This window comes from Streptomyces sparsogenes (assembly GCF_001704635.1).
Classification (GTDB): domain Bacteria; phylum Actinomycetota; class Actinomycetes; order Streptomycetales; family Streptomycetaceae; genus Streptomyces; species Streptomyces sparsogenes.
In genome coordinates this window covers 4,203-24,535 of the sequence record NZ_MAXF01000194.1, presented here as the reverse complement: position 1 = coordinate 24,535, position 20,333 = coordinate 4,203, and the positions used below count along the sequence as shown (strand labels likewise).

Sequence of the window (20,333 nt, the reverse complement as noted above, 5' to 3'; positions counted from 1 at the left end):
CGGAGGTTCTGAAGGACCAGGAGCTGGCGGGCCTCCCCGCGGACGCGCCCATCGTGCTGGCCATGCCGTACGCGGGCGACGGAGAGCAGTACCTGGCGCGGCTGCTGGCGGAGCGGACGGGCCGCACCGTATGGGCGCACAGCGGCGACGCGCGGCTGATGACCACGCCGGACGGCCGGCTGGCCGTCGCGGTCTTCACCGCCTCCGAGCGCCCGGTGGGCTCCTGGTTCCCCGTTCCGCCCGGCATGCTGCCCGACGCGGACGACACGGCCGACACGGACGACGGGAGCGACGAGGACTGGCACGAGGACGTGCTGTCCTCGCCCGTGGGCAGTGAGCTGACGGGCCTGCAGATCGGCCGCGCCTCCTACCCGCCCGACCATCTGGCTGTACGCGAGGAGGACTTCCGCCACCTCGACCAGGTGACGAAGTACGTGCACGCCAACTTCGCCACCGGAACCCTCTCCAAGACGTTCCCCCTGGAACCGGCCGCCCGGGGGAAGCTGAAGGCGTTCTTCGCCGCTCACGGCGGGGCGGGCTACACGTCCTTCGCCCTGCACGACGGGGAAAAGCACACGGCCTGGGGCGACGCGGGCGCCAAGTGGCTCAAGAAGCGCAGGAGTTTCACCGGCCTCCTGAAGGACAAGGAGGACTGGCTCGGCCTGGTGATGTGCCAGGCGGGTTCCCCGAAGGACAGCGCTGTCCCGTCCCGTCGCGGCTACGACAACGCCGGCGCGTTCGTGCCCAACCCGCTCAGGAACGTCGCCCAGGGCCAGCACTACGCGAACGAGATGCGGCACAAGACGAGCGCCACGACCGTCAGCTCAGGCGTCTTTTTCCACAACGGCGAGTACGTCCATGGCCTGGTGACCGACCCGCAGGGGCGCTGGGGGTCGTACGCGGAGTTCTTCCCGGAGCCGGAGACCGACGAGTTGGACCGCCGGGCGCGCGCCATCGGGCTGCACAGCGGTCCCGGGCCGGTGTCCGAGGAGGAGCGGCAGCGGACGCTGGAGCTGGTGCGGGCGCTGAAGCTGACGCTCGGGAACGAGGTCGACGACGACGTCCGGATCGAGCAGGACCCCGGCTACGCGGAGCTGCTGCGCGGGGCGGCTGCGCTGGAGCGGATGTGGCGGGAGGATCCGCGTTTCCGGCAGGCGGGCCCGTTCACCCTGGAGTTCTTCCAGCGGGTCGCCGCCGCGAAGCTCTCCCTGGGGCAGGCCGGGCCGAGCCGAGCGGACTACCGCGCGGTGCTCGCCCAGGCCCTCGGCAGCGGCCCCGGCACGTCACTGGGCGACTTCGTGACGCTGCCGCCGGCCGTGGACCGGGCCGTCGCCTGGCTGGGCGGCCCGGACGTGACGCGGGAGATCGCGGACGTCCTCCGGCTCTCCGGCCCGGACGAGGTGGGCGAGGACGAACGCTCGCGGATGTTCTGGGCGCGGGTCAAGGCGCACGAGGCGCTGGGCGCGCTCGACGCCGCCGGCCTGGACGCGTACACCGCGGGGGTGCTGCACCTGGACCCGTCCGAGGTGGACGACGCGCGGCGGGACCAGGCGCGGGACCTGACGGCCGCGGCGTACGGGGTCGGCCGCGACGGGGCCGACCCGGCCCAGGTGGGCGCCTACCACCTGGAGACCGAACAGGCCCTGTCCGCCGCCACGGCCATGCCCCCGGTCACGGCCGGCGGCCCGGCGACCGGGCGCCATCTGCTGGCCACGCCGCGGGGGGACACCGCCGTGGACCTGTCGAAGGTCCACACCCCCGGCGGCACGGTGGACGCGCCATGGCACGGGAAGACCGCGGACGGGAGCGACCGGCCGCACCCGTACGTGGTCCGCGCCGAGCCGGACCGCAACGACCCGGGCCACCTCTTCGTGTCGTACGCCGGGGTGACCCGGCGGGTGCCGGCCGCGGAGTTCCTCGAACTGGTGGCGGGCGACCCGGAGCTGCTGACCCTCGACCAGGCCGTCCCCGTCTTCCTGGCCGTCTCCGAACTGGACCGGCTCGCCCCCGGCCTGGCGCAGGACCTGGCCCAGCGCATCGGCCGGGAGATCTACTCCACCGAGTTCCCCGTGGGGGAGCACACGGCCGGCGGGGCGGCGCACCCGGTGTTCTCCCTGCACCCCTCGCCCGCCACCGGGGCCACCCCCACAGCCGGGGACATCCGGGTGTCCGCTCCCCGCGCGCTGGACTCGGTGAGCATGCCGGGGCCGGTGCCGCCCCCGCCGCTCGACGCCGACACCCCCGGCTCCTCGCGCGGCGACCGCCGCGCACCCGCCCCGACCCTGGAGCTGGACGCCCCGGTGCCCGGGCTGGACGACCCGCTGCCCGGCCTCGGCGGCCGGATGCCGGGCCTCGACGATCCGCTGCCCGACCTCACCACCGCCCTCACCGAGGTCCGGCCGCCCTCACCGCCCCCGCCCCCGCCGTCGCCGCCCTCGACGCTCGGGCCCACCCCGCCGCCCGGCCAGAACCCCCGGCCGTGGCCGGCCGGGCGGCAGATCGACGAGGAGCTGGAGAAGCGCCGCCGGCCGCGCGTCGACAGTGCCATGCTGCCGCCGCCGCAGGTGCACCGGCCCAGCAAGTTCACCGACGACACCCGGATGCCGGGCTATGTCGACGGCTTCCTGGCGTTCCCCGGCGACGAGTCCGACGACACCGCCATGCCCATCGCCTTCGGACAGAGCGATGTCTACCTCCGCGGCTGGGAGCGGATCGTGGAGCACATCGACGCCGAGATGGAGGCGGAGGGCGCGGAGACGGCCTCGGGCGAGGAACCGGCGCGGCGCCACCGGGTGCGCGGCGGCGGTATCGACGAGTCCGTCTTCCAGCGGATGAAGCGCGCGATGCGCGAGCGCCCGCAGACCTTCCTCGGGGAGGGCCGCGAGTTCGTGTACCGCGCGGAGTCGGGGCGGCTGCGCAGGATACACATCAGGGTCCGCAACTACGGTGAGTGGACCAAGTTCACCGACGGCACCTCCCCCATCAAGGTCGACAACGCGTCCCGCGCGCAGGCCAGCGTCGGCGGTTCGAAGACGGTCGGCCAGACCCGCCAGCTCGCCCCGACGGTGCCGCTGGGGCCGCAGTCGGCGGTCTTCTCCGCGTTCGGCCGGCTCGGCCTCCGGCTGGGCCGCATCCGCGAGGTCAACTACTCCATGCAGGACCAGGTCCTGAACGTGGGGGAGACCCGCGGGTGGGACACCTCGCACCCGTACCTGGACGACGCGTACGTCGAGGTGCGCATCACCGACGCCGAACCGCCGCGCCCGGCCAAGCGGGGGATCCTGGGCAGCCGCTGGCGGGCGAAGCCGGCCACCGCGGCGGCCCCGGACGTGGAGTTCGCGTTCGGTGTGCGCCACGGGCTGGGGGCGCGGCTGCCGGAGGCCGTGACCAAGGACCCCACGCTCCGCCGCACCCCGAGGACGCTGGAGCTGGGGCCCGAGTCCGACTACCGGCTCGTCATCACCGAGGACTTCGGGCCCGTCGCGCAGATCCGCGACTGGGCGGTGGACCGGATCGGCGCCGAACCGGACTCCTCGGCCTACCGGGAGCTGGACCGGTTCATCTCCTCCCGGAACTTCCACCAGCTCGCCGGGCGAATGGCCCGGGGCTCGGTTCCGGGCAAGCCGCTGTTCGCCGACGACAAGAAACGCACCCCGCTGGGCGCTTTCGTCATCGAGCGAGTGGTCCCGGGGCGGGCCGTGCTGGCCTCGGAGACGGACAAGGCGGAGTTGCGGGATTCGGCCTTCCTGACGGTGCAGAACACCCGGAAGCAGACCAAGGCGATCGCCAAGGACTTCTCCCTCGTCCTCGGGCCCACGTTCAATCTGCCGACGTTCGGCCTCCAGAACGTCATCTCCGGCTGGATGAACCGGGTCAAGCCCCGGATCCAGCTCGGCCCCAGCGCGCGCATCGGGCACACCCGGGGCCGCTCGGCGATGACCGGCGGCTCGGGCGCCGTCCGCTCGGTCGGCCGGGCCAAGAACGTCACCACCGACCTCTACCGGGTCGAGAAGACCGTCTGGATCCGCAAGACCGGGGACGCGCACGCGACGCCGTTCACGACCTGGAGCCTGGACCGGATGACGCGCACCGAGGCGCGCCGCCTGGCCGGCATGGAGGACGAGAACACCTTCGGCGCCACCGAGCCGTACGCCCCCGCCTACCTCACCGAGAACCACCCGCCGACCCTCGGCATGGCCCGGCCGGTGCAGTTCCTCTACGCCAACGGCCGCTACAGCCGCAGGTTCGCGGCGGCCACCGAGGGCGAGGACACCTCCTCCGGGACCACGCCCCCGCCCGCCGCCGAAACCGACAGCGGGACCGGGACCGGCACCGGGGCCGGCACCGTGCCCGCGATCGAGCCCGGCCCGGCCACCGAGGCGGGCCCGCAGGTCACCTTCGCCGAGCGCAACCGGCTCGACTCGTTCACCCGGCAGGTGCTGACCGCCGTCTCCCGCAGGTACCCGACGATGGTCGCCACACTCGAGGAGCTCGGCGACCCGGGCGACAAGAGGTGGCGCAACCACGCGCACTACCAGATGGTGCTGCACAACACGCTGACCGTCATCAACGCGCTCTCGCACCACAGCATGGCCGGCAACCTGGAGGCGATGAGCCGGACCGGCATCCGGATCGGCCTGGTGAACCCCGGCCGGTTCACCCGCGGCTATTACCACATCTGGATCGACGCGGAGCTGACCAACCGCACCTATGTGTCGCCCACGGACACCATCCTGCGCCACAGCGCGCCCGGCGCCACGACCCTGGGCGAGAGCCAGTACGGGGTGCAGGGAGCCGAGTTCGGCTTCGAGGCGCTGGCGTCGGTGCGGGACACCGCCGTCGACGACATCGGGTTCCCCAGCCACGCCCTGACCGGGCAGCTCGGCTACCAGGCCGGCTGGCAGACGCGCGACGAGTCCAACTACGGCGCGACCGCCACGTTCGACCAGATGTCGATCAGCACCAAGCCGGGCAACCTGTACTCCTACGACCTGTCCCTCACCGTGAGCACCGGCGGCTACTGGCGGCCCCGGAGCCTGCTGCGCGGCCTGGTCAGCTTCGGCATTCTCGGCACCTCCTTCTTCGTCCGCGGCCCCAAGAGCCGGGGGGACATCATCGGCGGCGACGCCGAGGTCCCGGCCGTCCGGGGCAAGGTGCTGCTGAGCATCCCGTCCGAGCACTCCCCGAAGACCGACCCGCACGCGCCGGGCGCCGACAACCCGTACCTGGACCCGAACCCGGTCACCCGCACCCCGATGACCCGCGATGAGGCCAGGAAGCTGCTCGACGCCTCCACCGAGGACGGCCGGCAACCCGGGCCGCTCGAAGGGGTGCCCCACCAGACCCTCTCGGTGGTGGCCGACAGGACCTCCCCGGGAATCGTCGACCGGGTCCTGGCCAAGGCGTCCCACAACAAGTGGCAGCTGACCCGGGTCGGCGCCCCCGCGCACGACGCCGCCGTACGCCCGGAGCAGCCGCAGTTCCTGACGGCCAACGTCGACCAGAACGCGAGCGCGACCGGATCGCGCACCACGGGCCTGTTCGGCAAGGGGCCCTACATCGACTGGCTGGCCACCGTCGTGCACCGGATGCGGGTCACCAACCTGCGCGCGCTGACCCGGCCGCAGCCGATGGAGACCGAGATGACGGTCGGCGGCAGCAACAGGATGTCGGGGGCGCAGAGCAAGTCCTTCACCCAGTCGGCCGGTCTGACCGCCGTCTACGGCCACTCCCACCAGCAGGGTTCGGCCGTCACCGGCAACTACGGCATGGTCTGGCGGCCGTGGTGGCGCACCCGGGGCGCCAGCGGAACCGTCATCCGCACGGTCACCTCGGACATCAACCGGGTCGACCAGGGCCACCAGGTGCTCGCCACCGGCGACGCCGAGCACGAGGTGGCCGCCGAGATGCGCTCCTCCGGCGTGCTCTCGCCGCTGGGCGCGGTGGTGCGCAGGCTGCGTGACTGGGCCGGGGAGCGGCAGGTCGTCAAGGGCGGCTGGCTGGGCCACCTGCCCGAGCGGGCCGCCCACCGGCTCGGCCTCATCCGGGGCGACGACCTCGGCGGCGGCCCGACGTACACCCGCCGCGACTGGCTCCAGCCGCGGTGGTTCCGCAAGGCGCCGTTCGCCACGTACCCGGTCGACTCCGTGGACACCTCCAAGGTGGTGGAGGAGTTCGAGCGGCAACTGGACGACCTGGCCATCGACGACGAGAGCCGGGAGGCCATCCACCGGCTGACCTCGGCCCGGGTCACCCGCGCGCTGCGCCGGGAGATGATGGGCACGGGCTCGGCGGTGACCGCGAGGATCGGCGGCCCCGGCTGGAAGCAGATCCGGATCGGCGGGCGGAACGTACGCATCCGGGCGCAGCTCGAACCCGTGGGGGAGCCGCGTTTCGTCCAGTTGTGGCCGCGCACCGAGCTGGAGGACCACCGGTGGGCGGTGGAGACCTACAGCGACGGCTTCTCCAGCGGCCGGGGCAGCGACGCCGGAACACAGGTCAACGAGGGCGTCCACACCGGCGATACCGATGTGCCGACGGCGGGCCCGTCGATGGCCGAGACCGGCTCCAACCGGCAGAACGTCTCCGCGACCGACACCCGCGTCCGGGGCCGGGTGTGGTCCTCGTACACCAGCGAACCGCACGCCGAGTACGCCACCCGCTACCGGCTGCGCATCACCATGGAGATGGGCCGGAAGCGGGGCGACGGGCCCAGGCACCCGGAGACCCGGCGGATCGAGCACAGCGGTGACGTCGGCATCCAGCGCGAGATCGTCCCGCTCAGCCTGATGCGGCCGGACACCGCCCGGGGCTCCGCCCCGGCGGAGGGACCGGACCGGCTGGCCCCGCCGGAGATCGGCGACGAGCCGACCGCGGTGAACGTGCTCACCGGGAAAGACTCCCCGCTGGAGAAGAGCAGCGATATCACCGGTGTTCTCGATTCCTGGCGCGCCATCACCCTGCCCGACGGGACGCAGGGCCCGTTCGTCCCGCCCAAGAACGGCTTCCACGTCCGCAACGTCATCGGCGCCGAGAACATCCTCGCGGCCGGCACCATCGCGCTGGCCAAGGCGTACGACAACCGGCTCGCCACCACCTCGGGCCGGCTCACCGGGGAGGAGCTGGAGCGCGTCCTGCGCACCGCGCGGATCACCCCGCTGACCGCCGAGGGGACCGGCTCCGCGCAGGTGCTGGAGGACTCCCTCGGCTCCGGGGCGCTGTCCGCGTTCTTCGAACACGCCTCGGGCAACGGGGGTTACGAGACCGCCGGCCTGGTCGAGAACGCCCTCGCCGACCGCTCCGAGGGATGGCTGCGGGTGTTCTCCCGGCCCGACTTCGCCGGTGCGCGGTTGATGGCGGTGGCCGACGGCGCCCGGATGGAGTCCGCCACCCGGATCACCCAGAGCGACAACGCGACCGCCTCCCAGGGCGGCGACCACAACACCGTCCTCGGCGCCGCGCCCGCCCTGAAGTCGGACACCACCGGCTCGGCGAACCCGGGCGCCTCCGGCACCGGCGCCGACACCTCCGACAGCGACGGCCGGGTGATCGCGGGCGATCAGGCCCGCCAGGTGACCGTCAAGCCCAACACGGGCCGGGTGTTCGCGTTCGCCATCCCCACCGCCTGGCTGAGCGTGGCCGACGTCCACCGGCAGTTCAAGGACCTGCCGTCCAGCAACTGGGTCCGCGAGCACCTGCTGGGCTCGCTCGGCGGCGTCAAGCCGGGCCCGCAGACCGTCGAGTCGCAGACCCATGTGCTGGCCTGGGTGCGCGAGGACGTCGCCCGCCAGCTCGGGCTGATCACCGACGACAACTTCCCCGAGACCGTCGCCAAGGCATGGGACAAGGTCAAGGACGCGGCCAAGACATGGGCCGACGAGGACGCCAAGTACTGGGAGCTGCGCCGCGACCTCCCCGATCTGCGGGAGGCCGTCGAGGCCGCCCGGGTGGCCCGCTCGGTGGCCCGCCGGCAGCACCGGGAGGCCCAGGCCGCGGCCGGGACGGAGTACGCGGCGGCGCGGCAGGACCTCGTGGCGGCGACGGCCGCTGCCGACGCCGCGCTCACCCAGGACCCCGGGGACTTCCCGGCCCCGGTGGGCGACGAGCTGCGGTCGGCGACGGAACTGGCCGAGGGGGCGCGGCAGACCCTCCGGGACGCCCTGCTGACCGACCTGACGGACGACGCCACGCCCGCGCTGCGCGCCGCCGCCGAGGCCCGGCTGGAAAGCGCCCGGCTGGCGCTGTCCGAGGCGGAGGGCCTGGTCGGCTCCATCCGGCGCAGGGAGCGGGACCGGATGGAGGCGGAGGCGCGGCGGGCCTTCGAGCGCCGGACGGCCGCGGCCGACGAGCGCGTGGCAGGCGCGCGGGACGCGGCCCACGCGGCGGCCCAGGCGTTCCGGGCGGCCGAGCGCGCCGTGGAGGCGCGTATCACGGCGGTGCGGAGCCAGGAGCGCAAGGCCGAGAACGCGGCGGACGCCCTGCACCACCTGCGTGCCCAGACCGACCGGCTCACCCGCTGGCACCGGCTGCCCGAGGACCCGCCCAGCGGCGAGGAGGACGCGGTCCCGACCCGCGCCGGGCTGCCCGAGCCCAAGGTGACGGACTGGGAGCCGGGGAAGACCGAGCGGACCGAGAACCCGGCCAGGCACTCCGCCAAGCCGAAGCTGGCGCGGGCGCCGAAGCTGGACTCCATCACGGAGGAGCCGTCGGCGGAGCCGAAGTCGGCGCCGAAGTCGGCGCCGAAGCCGAAGCCGGCGCCGAAGCCGCCGTCGGGGCTGGCCCCCATCGCCGAGGAGACGCCCGAGGACCTGACCGAGGAACTGTCCGAGGACCTGCCCGAGGACCTGCCCGAGAGCAAGGCCCCGGCGCCGGACACCTCCGACCCGGGGAGCACCGGGGACGACACCGGCACCGACAGGTCGGACGGGTCCGACACGGGGACGGACCGGCGGCATGACACCCCGGACACGATGTTCCGGGAGGAGCCCGAGACCTCCGGCACGCCGCCGAAGTACACCGAGGTGACCGCCCTCCGTGACGGCGCGCCCGCGCTGAAGTCCCCGGAGGGGACCACCCACCGGCTGCTGGACGTCCCCCAGGGCAACTCCTTCTACCGCGCCTTCCAGCGCGCGCTGCCCGCAGCCCGCACCGGTGGCGACGGCGCCCCGCTCGACGCCGCCGGGCTGCGGAACGTACTCGCGGACGCGGTGGAGGGGCTGCCGGACGACTCGCCGCTGCTGGCGTACTTCTCCCCGGACGAGACGGACACCTTCACCGCCGCCGAACTGGACACCGCGGCCCTGGACCTGGGCACCGACACACCGCAGCGCCGGGAGTTCGACGCCCTCGGCGTGATCCCGCACTCGGCCGGCGACCGCCCCGGTCCCGAGCGGCGCTACCAGCCGCTGAGCCCCGCCCAGCGCCGTGGTCTCGCCGCCGCCCAGCTGCGGCGCGCCGCGAACGCCGCGAACGACACCGGCTGGGACCACAGCGCCGCCGACCTGCTCCCCGCGCTCGCCGCCCGGACGTACGGGGTGGGCGTGCGCGTCGTCCGCGAGGACGGCACCTACCAGGACTTCTCGCCCAACCCCGACCGCCCGCTGCCTCCCGGGGCCGAGCGCGTCGTGCTGTACGTGGCCGACCGGCACTTCCGCGCCGTGGAAGCGGCCGCCGTGGCCGAGGGCCCGCCCCCGCCGCCGAAGCCCCAGCCCCCGGTGGACGACTCCCTGCTGACCGCCCACGCCACCCGCCCGTGGACGTGGGAGGGCCTGGACGACGAGACCTACGCGGAGCAGCCCAAGTTCGACGCGGCCACCGACGTCCATACCCTGACCGACCCCGACGGCTACACCTACGACCTGGTCACGCCCCTGGCCGGGGAGGGGAACCTGTTCTACCAGGCAATCGCCGTCGCCCTGGGGGCGGCCCCCACGGGCGGCCGCGAGTTCGAGGTGATCGACGACCTGACCGAGCTGATGGACACGGTGCCGCTGCCGCGGACGGCCCGGCTCGACCCCCGGGCCACGTTCACCGAGGACGAGCTGTACGAGGCCGGGTTCCGCCCGCTGGACCCCGTGCGGCGCCGGGAGTTCCGGCGCGGCGGCGGCCGGCTGCCCGAGTCCTGGCCGACGCCGCCCGACTGGGTGCGGGACGGCTTGATCCGCGCCCACCTGCGGAGCTCCCGCCGCTGGAGCCCGGGGACGGCCCTGCTCGCCGCCGAGTTGGTGGCGAAGCACATGAACCTGCACGTGACCTACGTGCACGAGAACGGCACGATCGACACCTTCGGCACGGCGTCCGCCGACGTGGACAACGCCATCGTCCTGTACGAGCGCGGCGGCGACTACCTCGCGGCGTTGCCCCGCGGCGCCCGTAACCCGCGTGGCCCCTGGAACTTCAGCACCAGCAAGCCGGCCCCGCCCCCGTCCCCGCCCGCCCGGCTGGCCCCGCCGCCGCCCTCCCGGCCCGCGCCGCCCCCGCCGGTGGTCGACGTGCCCCCGGCCGGACCGCCCGGCGGCAAGGGCGAGCCGAAGCCCCCGCCCACCGGCCGGGGGCGGCGGCTGGTCAACGACGGCCTGCCGTTCGGCCTGGACACGCCCCCGGCCGGCACCCGCAGCCGGTCCGACGCCGAGGGCCGGTCGCTGGTCCGCCCCAGCGACCTGCGGAGGGCCCTGGACCTGCTGGACACGCTGCGGGCGGAGGTCCCCGAACTCGGCGAAGGCCCGCTGGACATGGACGCGCTCGCCCGCCATGTGCTGATGCTGGACCCGGACACGCCCGTGACCGACGCGCACCGGGACGAACTGCTGGGCATCGCGCTGGCCCCCGAGATGGCCGCCGCGCCCAGCCTCGCGGTGCTGGCCGGGTTCGGCCTGGCGGAGCGCGGGGCCACCGTCGTCCGGGACTTCGGATACGACGTGGACGCCCTCGCCGCCCGCGTCCTGCACCTGGACGCCCCCGACCCGGCCCGGCGCCGGGAGCTGGTGCGGCTGCTGGAACGGGCCACCGACGTCGGGATCGACGCGAGCCGGAGCGCGCGACTGGCCACGTTCCACCTGGCGACCGGGGGCCTGTTCACGCCGGAGCGGGTCATCCGCCGCTTCGACGGCACGGCGATGGGCCGCGACGGCGACCAGCCCCTCCCCGCCCTGGACCTGGACCTGAGCCAGGTCACCCTGGTCGGGGCCGGGCCCGACGGCGGGCTCACCTTCGACACCACCGAAACGGCGCCCTGGGACCGGCCGGAGGGCCCGGCGCCCTGGGTGGTCCGGCTCAACGGCCCGCTGGGCGAGGGGCTGCTGTCCGGGCGGGTCCCCGCGGAGGACATCGCCCACCTGCTCCACATCGACCCCGAACGCCGCGCGGGCGGCGAGATCGTCCTGCTGCTCCCGCGCACCGACCCCGCCACGGCGGGACCCGCCGTCGAAAAGCTGCTGGACGCGGTCACGCGGAGCACGGGCGTGAAGGTGCACACCGCCTACGGCATGGCGGACTTCTACACCGACGAGGACGGCCGGACCACCATCGCCCTGGGCCCCGACCGGCACGGGCGGCAGCGCACCGCCGCCGACTTCGTCTCCGCCGGCCCGAGCGCCGGCGTCACGACCACCACCGGGATCACCCCCCGCCCGGCGACCGGCCGCAAGCGGCCCCGTCCGCGGGCCGGGGCCAAGCGGCACGCTCGTCCGCTCGGAGCGGCGCCGCCCTCCGCCAAGCGGCCGCGCAGGGTGCCGCCGGCCACGATGCCCGAGGCCCCGCCGCGGTTGCTGAAGGGGTTGGCACCGGAGGGGGCACCGCCGGACGGGACGCTGCTGAAGGAGACACCGCCGGACGGGACGACGCCCAAGGGCCCGACGCCGCCCGAGGAGACACCGCCGGAGGGGACGACGCCACCGGAGCGGGAGGAGCCAAAGGCGCCGCCCCGGAAGCCCATCATGACGTCGCCGGTGGGCGGCACCCCGGGCTGGGCCCGGGGGCGGCCGCTGCCGGTGCCCGGGGACGGCTTCTGCCTGCTGCACGCGTTCCTGGCGAGCGGCCCGCTGCTCGTCCGCGACGCCCTGCCCGGCCTGGCCGCGGACGGCCGGTCCACCGCCGACCGGGATGCGTACGCCTGGCTGTCGGACCCCGCCCGGGTCCGGGCCGACCTGGCGCGCGCCGCCGCGCCCGGCGCCTCGGACCGCCATGTCCTCGACACCATGCGACGGTTCGTCGCGGACCGCCTGACCGCGAGCCGGGGACGGCTGCCGGTCGAGATCGTCCACCAGTACCGCAACTCGGTGCCCGGCGGACTGGCCGCGGCCGTGGAGCGGATGGACGAGGTCGCGCTGGTGACCCGGCTGACCGAGCTGGGCGTCCCCGTACCGGACCAGAGCCGGTTCCCGAGCAGGGGGCAACTGCGCGGGGAGATGGGCGACCTGGTCCTCCGGCACACCCCGCTGGACGACAAGGAGCTGTCCGGCCTGCGCGCGGCCGTCCTGGACTGGGACAACAGCTGGAACTCCGACATCGGCGACATCTTCCCCCACTTGCTGGCCCACGCCTTCGACGTACGGATCGACATCGCCTCGTCCCACAGCCGGGCCGACGGGCGGCCGGGCCTGCGCGGCATGCGGCGCGGCATCGGTCCCGCGAGCGCCGCATGGGAGATCGAGCTCTTCCACAGCAGAGTGGTCGACGCGGGCGGGCGCCCCATGGGAGGGGACCACTACGAGGGCAGCACCGCGGCCCCCCGGTTCGCCTCCACCACGGCCCCCGCCGGCCGCACCACCGCCGGACCGTCCACCGGCCCCGGCTCCTCCACCGGCGATCCGGCCACCGGCCCCGGCCCCACCTACAGCGGGCGCCCCGGGGCCGGCGGGACCGCGCCCCGACAGGCGCACCGGCCCGGACCGGGCAGGGTGAACCGGTACCGGCCCGGAACCCACCGGACCGGACCGTGGGCGGGCTCCCGGGGACGGCCCCGAGGCCGGTGGCAGCAGCCCAACCGCGCCGTCGGCAGCCCCTCCTCGCCCGGCCGCACGGTCTGGCTCACGCCCGGTGAACCGGCCGCCCGGACCCGGCTCAACCAACTCCGGTCGGCCGACCCCGAGCTGCGCCGCGGCCCGCTGGACATGGACCGGCTCGCCCGCCGCGTACTGCTGCTCAGCCCCGAGGAGCGGGTGACCGGCGACCGGCGCGCCGAGCTGATCCGGCTGGCGTCCTCGCCCGAGGCCCGGAACGTGACGAGCCTGACGGGCCTGAGCGCGCTGTACCTCGTGGACCGGGGCGTGTTCGACGACCGCTTCCGCGTCACCGACACCCGGGGCCGTCCGCTCGGGATCAACTGGACCGGGAGCCCGATCCCCGCCGGCCTCGATCCGAGCACCACCGCGGTGATGGTCCGCCGGGACGGGGGGAGCACCGTCGGCGACGTCCGGCCGGCGCTGTGGGCCTCCGGGCCGGGCCGCCCCGACCCCTATTTCCTCGCCGCTTCGGGTGAGGACCGGATTCTGGTGCGGGGCCGCGCGGGATTCGTGCGCCATGTGCCGTTCGAGGTGTTCAACGAGCTGATGGCGCTCGACCCGGTCCTGACCGCCCTCCCGTGGGACGTCATGGTGGCCCTGGTGATTCCCGGCCTCGGCCGGATCGCCGCCCGGCCCCGGACGTTCGCCACCCGGCACAACCGCAATGTGGTGGCCACCAGCGGCTTCCCGGCCGTCATGGACCTTCCGGGCCGCGCGGGTCACCGGGTGCTGGGCCTGGTGGACGAGGAGGGGCGGCCCCGGGGCGACTTCTTCATGGCCTATCCCGGGCCGGTGGCCCCGGACCTGGGGACGGACGACTGGGTGCGGGACGCGGACACCTTCCCCCTCCCCGACGTCGACGGCTGGGTGACGGGCTTCGTCTCGGCCGACCTCGGCGCCGACGACGACGGGGGCCGGACTCGGCTGCTGGGCGCCGCGCGGGTGCCGACGGCGACCTCGTTGGTGACCTACAACGCCCAGCTCCGTGCGTACGGCGAGAAGCGGGACGTGCCCTGGCCGCCCGGCACGACCTTCCAGGGCCTGCACGGCGTCCCGGGCACCGTCTTCTGGGTCACGCGGGACGGGCTCCGTGAGATGAGCGGCCGTGACCACGCCCGCGCCGTGGTCCGCTGGTTCTCCCTGGCCCAAGTGTCCTCGCACCGCCCGCAGGCGCTGCTGATCTGCTTCTCCGCCGCGCGGCCGGGCGTCGGCGGCGTCGTCGGACAGGGAGTGCACGACGGCCCGCTGCCGTTCGTCCCCGACCCGCTCGCGGTGGTGGCCGTCGGACAGGACGTGGCCAACGAGACCGGGGAGACGGCGTACGGCCCCCTCTACCGCGTTGCCACGCCGACGCTCGCGGACGGCACCCTGGCCGTAGCCCTGTTCACCAACGCCCGCGGGGAGGGCGACCGTCTGGTGAAGTTCCCGCCGGAGCCGGAGGACACCGCGCTCGACGAGCGGGCCCGGACGGCCGGGCTGCACCACGGCCCCGGCCCCGCGTCCGAGGCGACGCGCTACCGGGCGCTGCGGCTGGTGCGCGCGCTGCGCGAGGCGTTCGACGACCCGGACGTGGACCTCCGGCCGGACTATCCGGACCTGCTCAGGGGCCTCGGCGCGCTGGACCGCATGCGCGAGCGCGATCCGGACCTCGACCGCGACGGCATCCGTGAGTTCACCCTGGACCTGCTGTACCGGGTGGTGCGCCGGTTCCCGCCGGGCCGGCCCGGCACGCGGCCCGGTGGCGCCGAGCACATCCAGGAGGTGCTGGCCTGGGCCGACGCCGCGTGGCAGGCCGGGCCCGGGCGCCCGCTCGGCAGCTTCGCCGCGGTGCCGCACCTGACCACCGCGCTGAATCGGCTGCCCGCGGCGGGCACCCCGGCCGCCGAGGCCATGGCCCGGGAGGTCCTGGGCCTCCGGGCCGGGCAGCCGGTGGGCGAGGCGGAGCTGTCCTGGCTGCTGTGGACCGAGGTCAGGCTGCTGGAGCTGCTGGACACCGTCTTCGACGGCGCGGAGTTCGCCGCCGGCCTGCTGCACCTCGACCGCCCCGACCCGGCGCGGTTCGACGAGGCGGTCGCGCTGGCGCGCAAGGCGCTGGCCGTGGGCCGTTTCTCGATGCCCGAGCTGGCCGCCTACCACCTGGAGAGCGCGGGCGCCCTGTCGGACCGTACGCTCGGGAGGAACACCGCGGGCGCGATCAACGGCCGGGACCTGAGCCACGGCTCAGCCGGACTGGACGGCGACTTCGACGCCAGTGTCATCACCCTCATGGACTACGCGCCCGACGGCTCGCTCGTCGAGGTCGGCACGGCCCCGGCCCCCTGGTACGCACCGGGAAGCCCGGCCCCGTTCCAGTACGTCTTCGACGGCGGCTTCCTGGGCGCGCCGGTGCCGCGGCAGGAGTTCGGCGAACTGGTTTTCCGCGACGCCATGCTGCACGGCGCGCCCTGGAAGGCCGACATCCTCCTGGTGGCGGACGGCGCCCGGCCCCCGGCCGGGGCGCCCCTCGCCGGGACGCTCGCCGGGGAGGCCGCCCGGAACTCGGGCCGCGGAGTCTGGGCCACCTCCGGCCGGACCGGGATCCACCGCCGGCCCGGGTCCAGGACGTACACCCTTTACCTGGCGCCGGACGCGTCGGGGCGCCGGCCCCAGCCGTCCGACTGGGACCTCATCAGGCCGGGCGATCTCACGCCGCCGACCTTGTGGCCCACCTGGGCGTTGCCGCCCGCGGGCGGCCCCGTGGCCACCTACGGGATCGGTCGCGCGGCGTCGCACGCCGTGGAGCCCGCCGACACTCCGGCCGCGCCGCCCGGGGACGCCGACGACGCCACCGCCACGCCGCTCCCGGACGACGGCCGCAGGGACGCCGACACCGTCGCGCTCGCCTGGGACGAGCACACCCGGGCGCTGGCATCTCTCGCCGAGGTGGCGGAGGCCGCCACGGACGCCGGCACGGACACCACCACGGGCACCGCCGGGCGGCTGGAGGATGCCCTGGCGCGGCTGGAGGACGCCGTGGCCCGGCTGTACGGCCTCGGCGTCCCGCCGGCCGAGCTGACCGCCGCCACCACGCCCCGGGAGACCGCCACGGTCCCGGCTCCGGCCCTGGGCGAGGACCTGCGGGGGTGGCTCGCCGGCCAGGTGACGGCCGAGGACCTGAGCCAGGGCGCGCCGCGCCTGGACCCGGACGAGTACGTCACCGTCGCCGAACTGCGGGCCGCCGGTGGCGGGCTGACGCCCGCTCTGGAGCTGGAAGCCGTCATGGGCGGCGACCGGCTCCAGGCAGGGCGTCTGACCCCGCCGGACCAGGTGCGGCTGCTGCTGCACCGGCCCGGCCCGGGGCCGGACGGGCTCGACACGCTCGCGGCCGAGGTGTCGCGGCGGCTGTGGCGATCGGCGTACGCGGAGTTCGCGAAGGCCACCGCGGCGCGCGAGAACGCGGCCCCGGCGGACAACCCCACCCCGGCGGACAACCCCACCTCGGCGGACAACACGGCCCCGCAGGACGGCGCGCGACCACAGGACGGCACCGGGGCGCAGGGCAGCCCCGGGGTCCCGGAGGGGTCGGGCCTGGATGCCGCTCGGGCCTGGGAGCTCGCCGCCTTCCTGGTGCTGCCCCTTCCGCCGCACGCGGCCCAGGCGGACGTCCGCTACGCCAGGGACGCGTTCCGCGAGGCGGTACGGAACGTCGCCGAGCACCTGCTCGCCCACGGGCCGAACGCCCGGTCGGCCGGGGAACTGGCCGACACGCTGCGGCGGGAGCTGGGTCTGCGGCCCCGGTGGACCGAGGCCGCCGCGCCCGCTCCGCCTCCCCGGCCGGTGGTGTCGGCGGCCTCGGCGTCGTTGGACGGGCAGGCGTGGGACGCCGACCTGCTGGACTTCGAGACATCGGCGGAGTCGGACTCCGACGACGACATGCCGGACGCCCCGGACGACTCGGCGTCCGAGTCCTCCGACTCGGAGGACAGCCTGTTCTCGGACGACGGCCGCTCGTCCGAAACCGAGGACAGCGACTCCGATTCCGACTCCGACTCCGACTCCGATTCGGATTCCGACCGCTCAGCACCGGTCTCGAAGCCTGTTTCCCGTACCGCGCTGCCGCCGACGGCCGGGGTGCGGTTCGTGCGGGGATCGACCGCGCTGTCCGACGCGGACAGGGCGAACGTGCGCAAGCTGGCCCGTCGCCTCGCCCTGGCCGGGTTGCGGAACCACCGGGCCGGGGCGCCCCTGCCGGAAGTCCTCATCGTCGGCTTCGGCAACGACGTACGGTCCAACGCCGAGCTGCCGGCCCGGCAGGAGATGGCCCGGGAGCGCGGTGCGCGGCGCGCCCAGGCCGTGTACGCGCACCTGACGCAGGAGCTGGCCGTCGCGCTGGCCACCCTCCAGCGGGACCTGTCGGCGGATCAGTCGCGCCTGGGCCCGGACGGCTTCGAGCTGCGGAAGTACGGCCTCCCCGAAGTCCCCCCCAACAAGAGGGTCGCCCAGTTCCCCCGGCCCACGCTGATCCGGATCACCACCGAACCCCGCGCGGACGCGGCGGAGACCCTGGACCGGCTGCGCCGCCGGGAAAAGGGCATGCGCCACGGAACGATGGACGTGTCCGCACTCGCCAGGCAAATCCTCCACCTGCCCCCGGGCACGGTCGTCGACCAGGGCGTCCGGGACGAGCTGTTCGACCTGGTGCTGGAGGCGGACAAGGCGGGCCGGGCGACCGGCCTGGCGGCGCTGGGCGCGTTCCACGCCCAGCGGCGCGGCGTACTGGACGACCGCCACCGGTTCACCGACGCTGACACGGGGGAACCCGCGGGCGTGAACTGGACGGGCTCGGGCGCCGCGGAGCTGGACACCTCCGCCGTCGATCTGGTCGAGAAGGACAAACAGGGCACGGCCACCGCCGAGTGGCTGGACGACCAGCCGTGGGACTGGGACGAACCCGCCTATGTCGTGGCCGCGGCGGGGGACCCGCGCAAGATCGTGGTGCCGTGGCCGGACCGCACCACCCGGGACCTGGGGATCGACGAGTTCGCCGAACTGATGGCGCACGACCCGCGGCTGTCGAAGCTGCCGAAGGACGTGCCGATCGTGCTGGCCGTCCCGTATGCGGGTCGCGGCCTGCTGTTCCTGGCGCGCCGGCTCGCGTTCCGCACCGGCCGCCTGGTGTACGCGCACAGCGGCGATGTGGGGCTCGTTGTCGAGCAGGGGAAGCCGGCGAAGCTCCAGGTGGTCCATCACAAGGGGGATCCCGAGGGCGACTGGGTGCCCAATCCTCCCGACCTGGACCCCGGTTCCCCCGACGACGTGCCCGCCTGGCACCATGACGTGCAGACCTGGCCCATGGTCAGCAACCGGACCAGGAAGCAGTTCGGACGCGTCATGTTCACCCCCGCCGAACTGGCCGGCTTCCGTGAGGCGATCTTCCGCCGCCTCGACGAGGTGACGTCGTTCGTCCACTTCAACCCCGCCACGGGCGAATGCTCCACAAGCTTCACGCCGGCGGACCCGGACGAGGCCGCCCCGGCGGTCTACCAGGGCGGCCACGGATATGCGGGGGGCATCGCGGTCCCGATGTGGGACGGCAGCACGCGGATGCTGGACGGTCCCGGGACGCAGCGATGGGCCCGCGCACGGCGGAACAGCCTGTCCGTCATCCCCGCGGATTACTGGGCGGACCTGGAGATCTGCTGGGCGGGTTCGCCCAGGAACACCCGGATACCCCTCGGCGACAACGCCGGTACGGGTTTCCCCGGGCCGTTCGTCGCCGACCCGCTGGAGAACGTGCCCGTCGGTCAGCACTACGCCAACGGGCTGCGGCGCAAGGTGCGCTGCACCGTCCGGATAGCGGGGCTCACGCAGGACGGGCCGCGGAACCGCCGCGTCTACTTGCGCGCGATGCTCACCGATCCCCAGGGGCGGCGGTCCGAGCGTGCGAAGTTCTTCCCCGAGCCGCGGGCCGCCGAGCTGAAGCGCCGGGCGCGGGCGATCGGTTTCGGCGGCCCGGACGGAAGGGTGTCCGGACCGCAGCGGCACCGGACGCTGCGGCTGGTGCGAGCGCTGAAGCTGGCGCTGGGCAACGAGGTGGACGACGCCGTGCGCGTCAAGAAGGATCCCGAGTACGCCAGGCTGCTGCGCGGGGCCGCCGCGCTGGACCGGATGTGGCACGCCGACGGGCGGTTCGACGCCTCGGGCCCGTTCACGATGGAGCTGTTCCACCGGATCGTCGCGGCGAAGCTCCCCGCCGGTCAGACGGAGCCGCGCCGGGCGGACTACCGCGCGGTGCTCCTGGAAGCGGCGAACGCGGCCGACGGCACGCGCCTGAGCGACTTCGTGACGCTGTCGCCGGCCGTGGACGCGGCCAGTTCCTGGAAGGGCGCCCTGTCGGCAGCGGCCTGGGACGGCGTCGTCGGGCCGATGCTGGGGGTCGGCGCCGCCGACGTGGAGGACGGCCATCGCTCCCGGGCGTTCTGGGCCCAGGTCAAGGCCCATGAACTGCTCTATCGCCCCGGTCTCGACGTCGACGGGCTCGCCCGGAAGGCCCTCCACCTGGAGGCGACCGACCCGGTGGACGCCGCGCGCCGGGAGGAGCTGTGGCGGCTGGTCGCCAAGGCGTACGCGCGTGGCCGCGACGCCGCCGATTTCCATGTGCTGGCCGCGTTCCACCTGGAGGGGGCCGAGCCCTTCTCCTGGGCCTGCCGGCTGAAGGACCCGCTGCTGAACGGGGAGAACGCCGGGAACGACTGGTCCACCGGGACGAGGATCGCCCGACTGGACACCTCCAGGATCCAGACGCCCGACGGCCTCGAGGACGCCCCGTGGACCGGCCAGGACGACGCCGGCTACGAGCGGGCCGTGCCCTTCGTGGTGCGGGCGTCCTACGACCCGTCGGACCCGGACGCCCTGCGCCTGCGCTTCCGCGGCAAGAAACCGGTCTTCCGGGTGCCGTTCGAGGAATTCGTGGAGCTGATGGCCTACCATCCCAAACTCGTGGACCGGCGCCTCAACGGCGTCCTGGTGCTGGACATCCCCGGCCTCTACGACACCCGCCTCGCGGACATGCTGACCGAGCGGCTGGGCCGCCCCACCACGGTCACCAGCGGCACCACGGGGATCGCCCGCCCCAGCGGGGCGCAGTACCCGGTCCTGTCCCTGTCCCCCTCACCGCTGGAGCCGAAGCCGACGGCGGCGAGCTGGGTCCTCAGGGAACCGGTCGAACCCGCCACCCCCACGAACGCCCCGCTCCCGGTGCCACCCGTGCTCAGCGGCGCGCCCTTGCCCGGTGGCGCGCCCTTGCCCGGTGGCGCGCCCGTGGGCACCCGCCCCGGCACGTGGCATGGCTGA

Annotated in this window: 1 protein-coding gene (only partly in view); it reads left to right on the top strand. The window is 74.8% G+C overall.

The genetic code is table 11. The annotated features are described in order from the left end of the window. Positions 1-20,333, top strand: the 3' portion of a protein-coding gene (locus tag BBH68_RS35590) for a lonely Cys domain-containing protein (RefSeq protein WP_065967925.1). Its footprint begins 18,706 nt before the window's first position; 20,333 of the gene's 39,039 nt are visible here — the last part of the coding sequence; its start codon lies off the left edge, out of view; it ends in the stop codon at positions 20,331-20,333.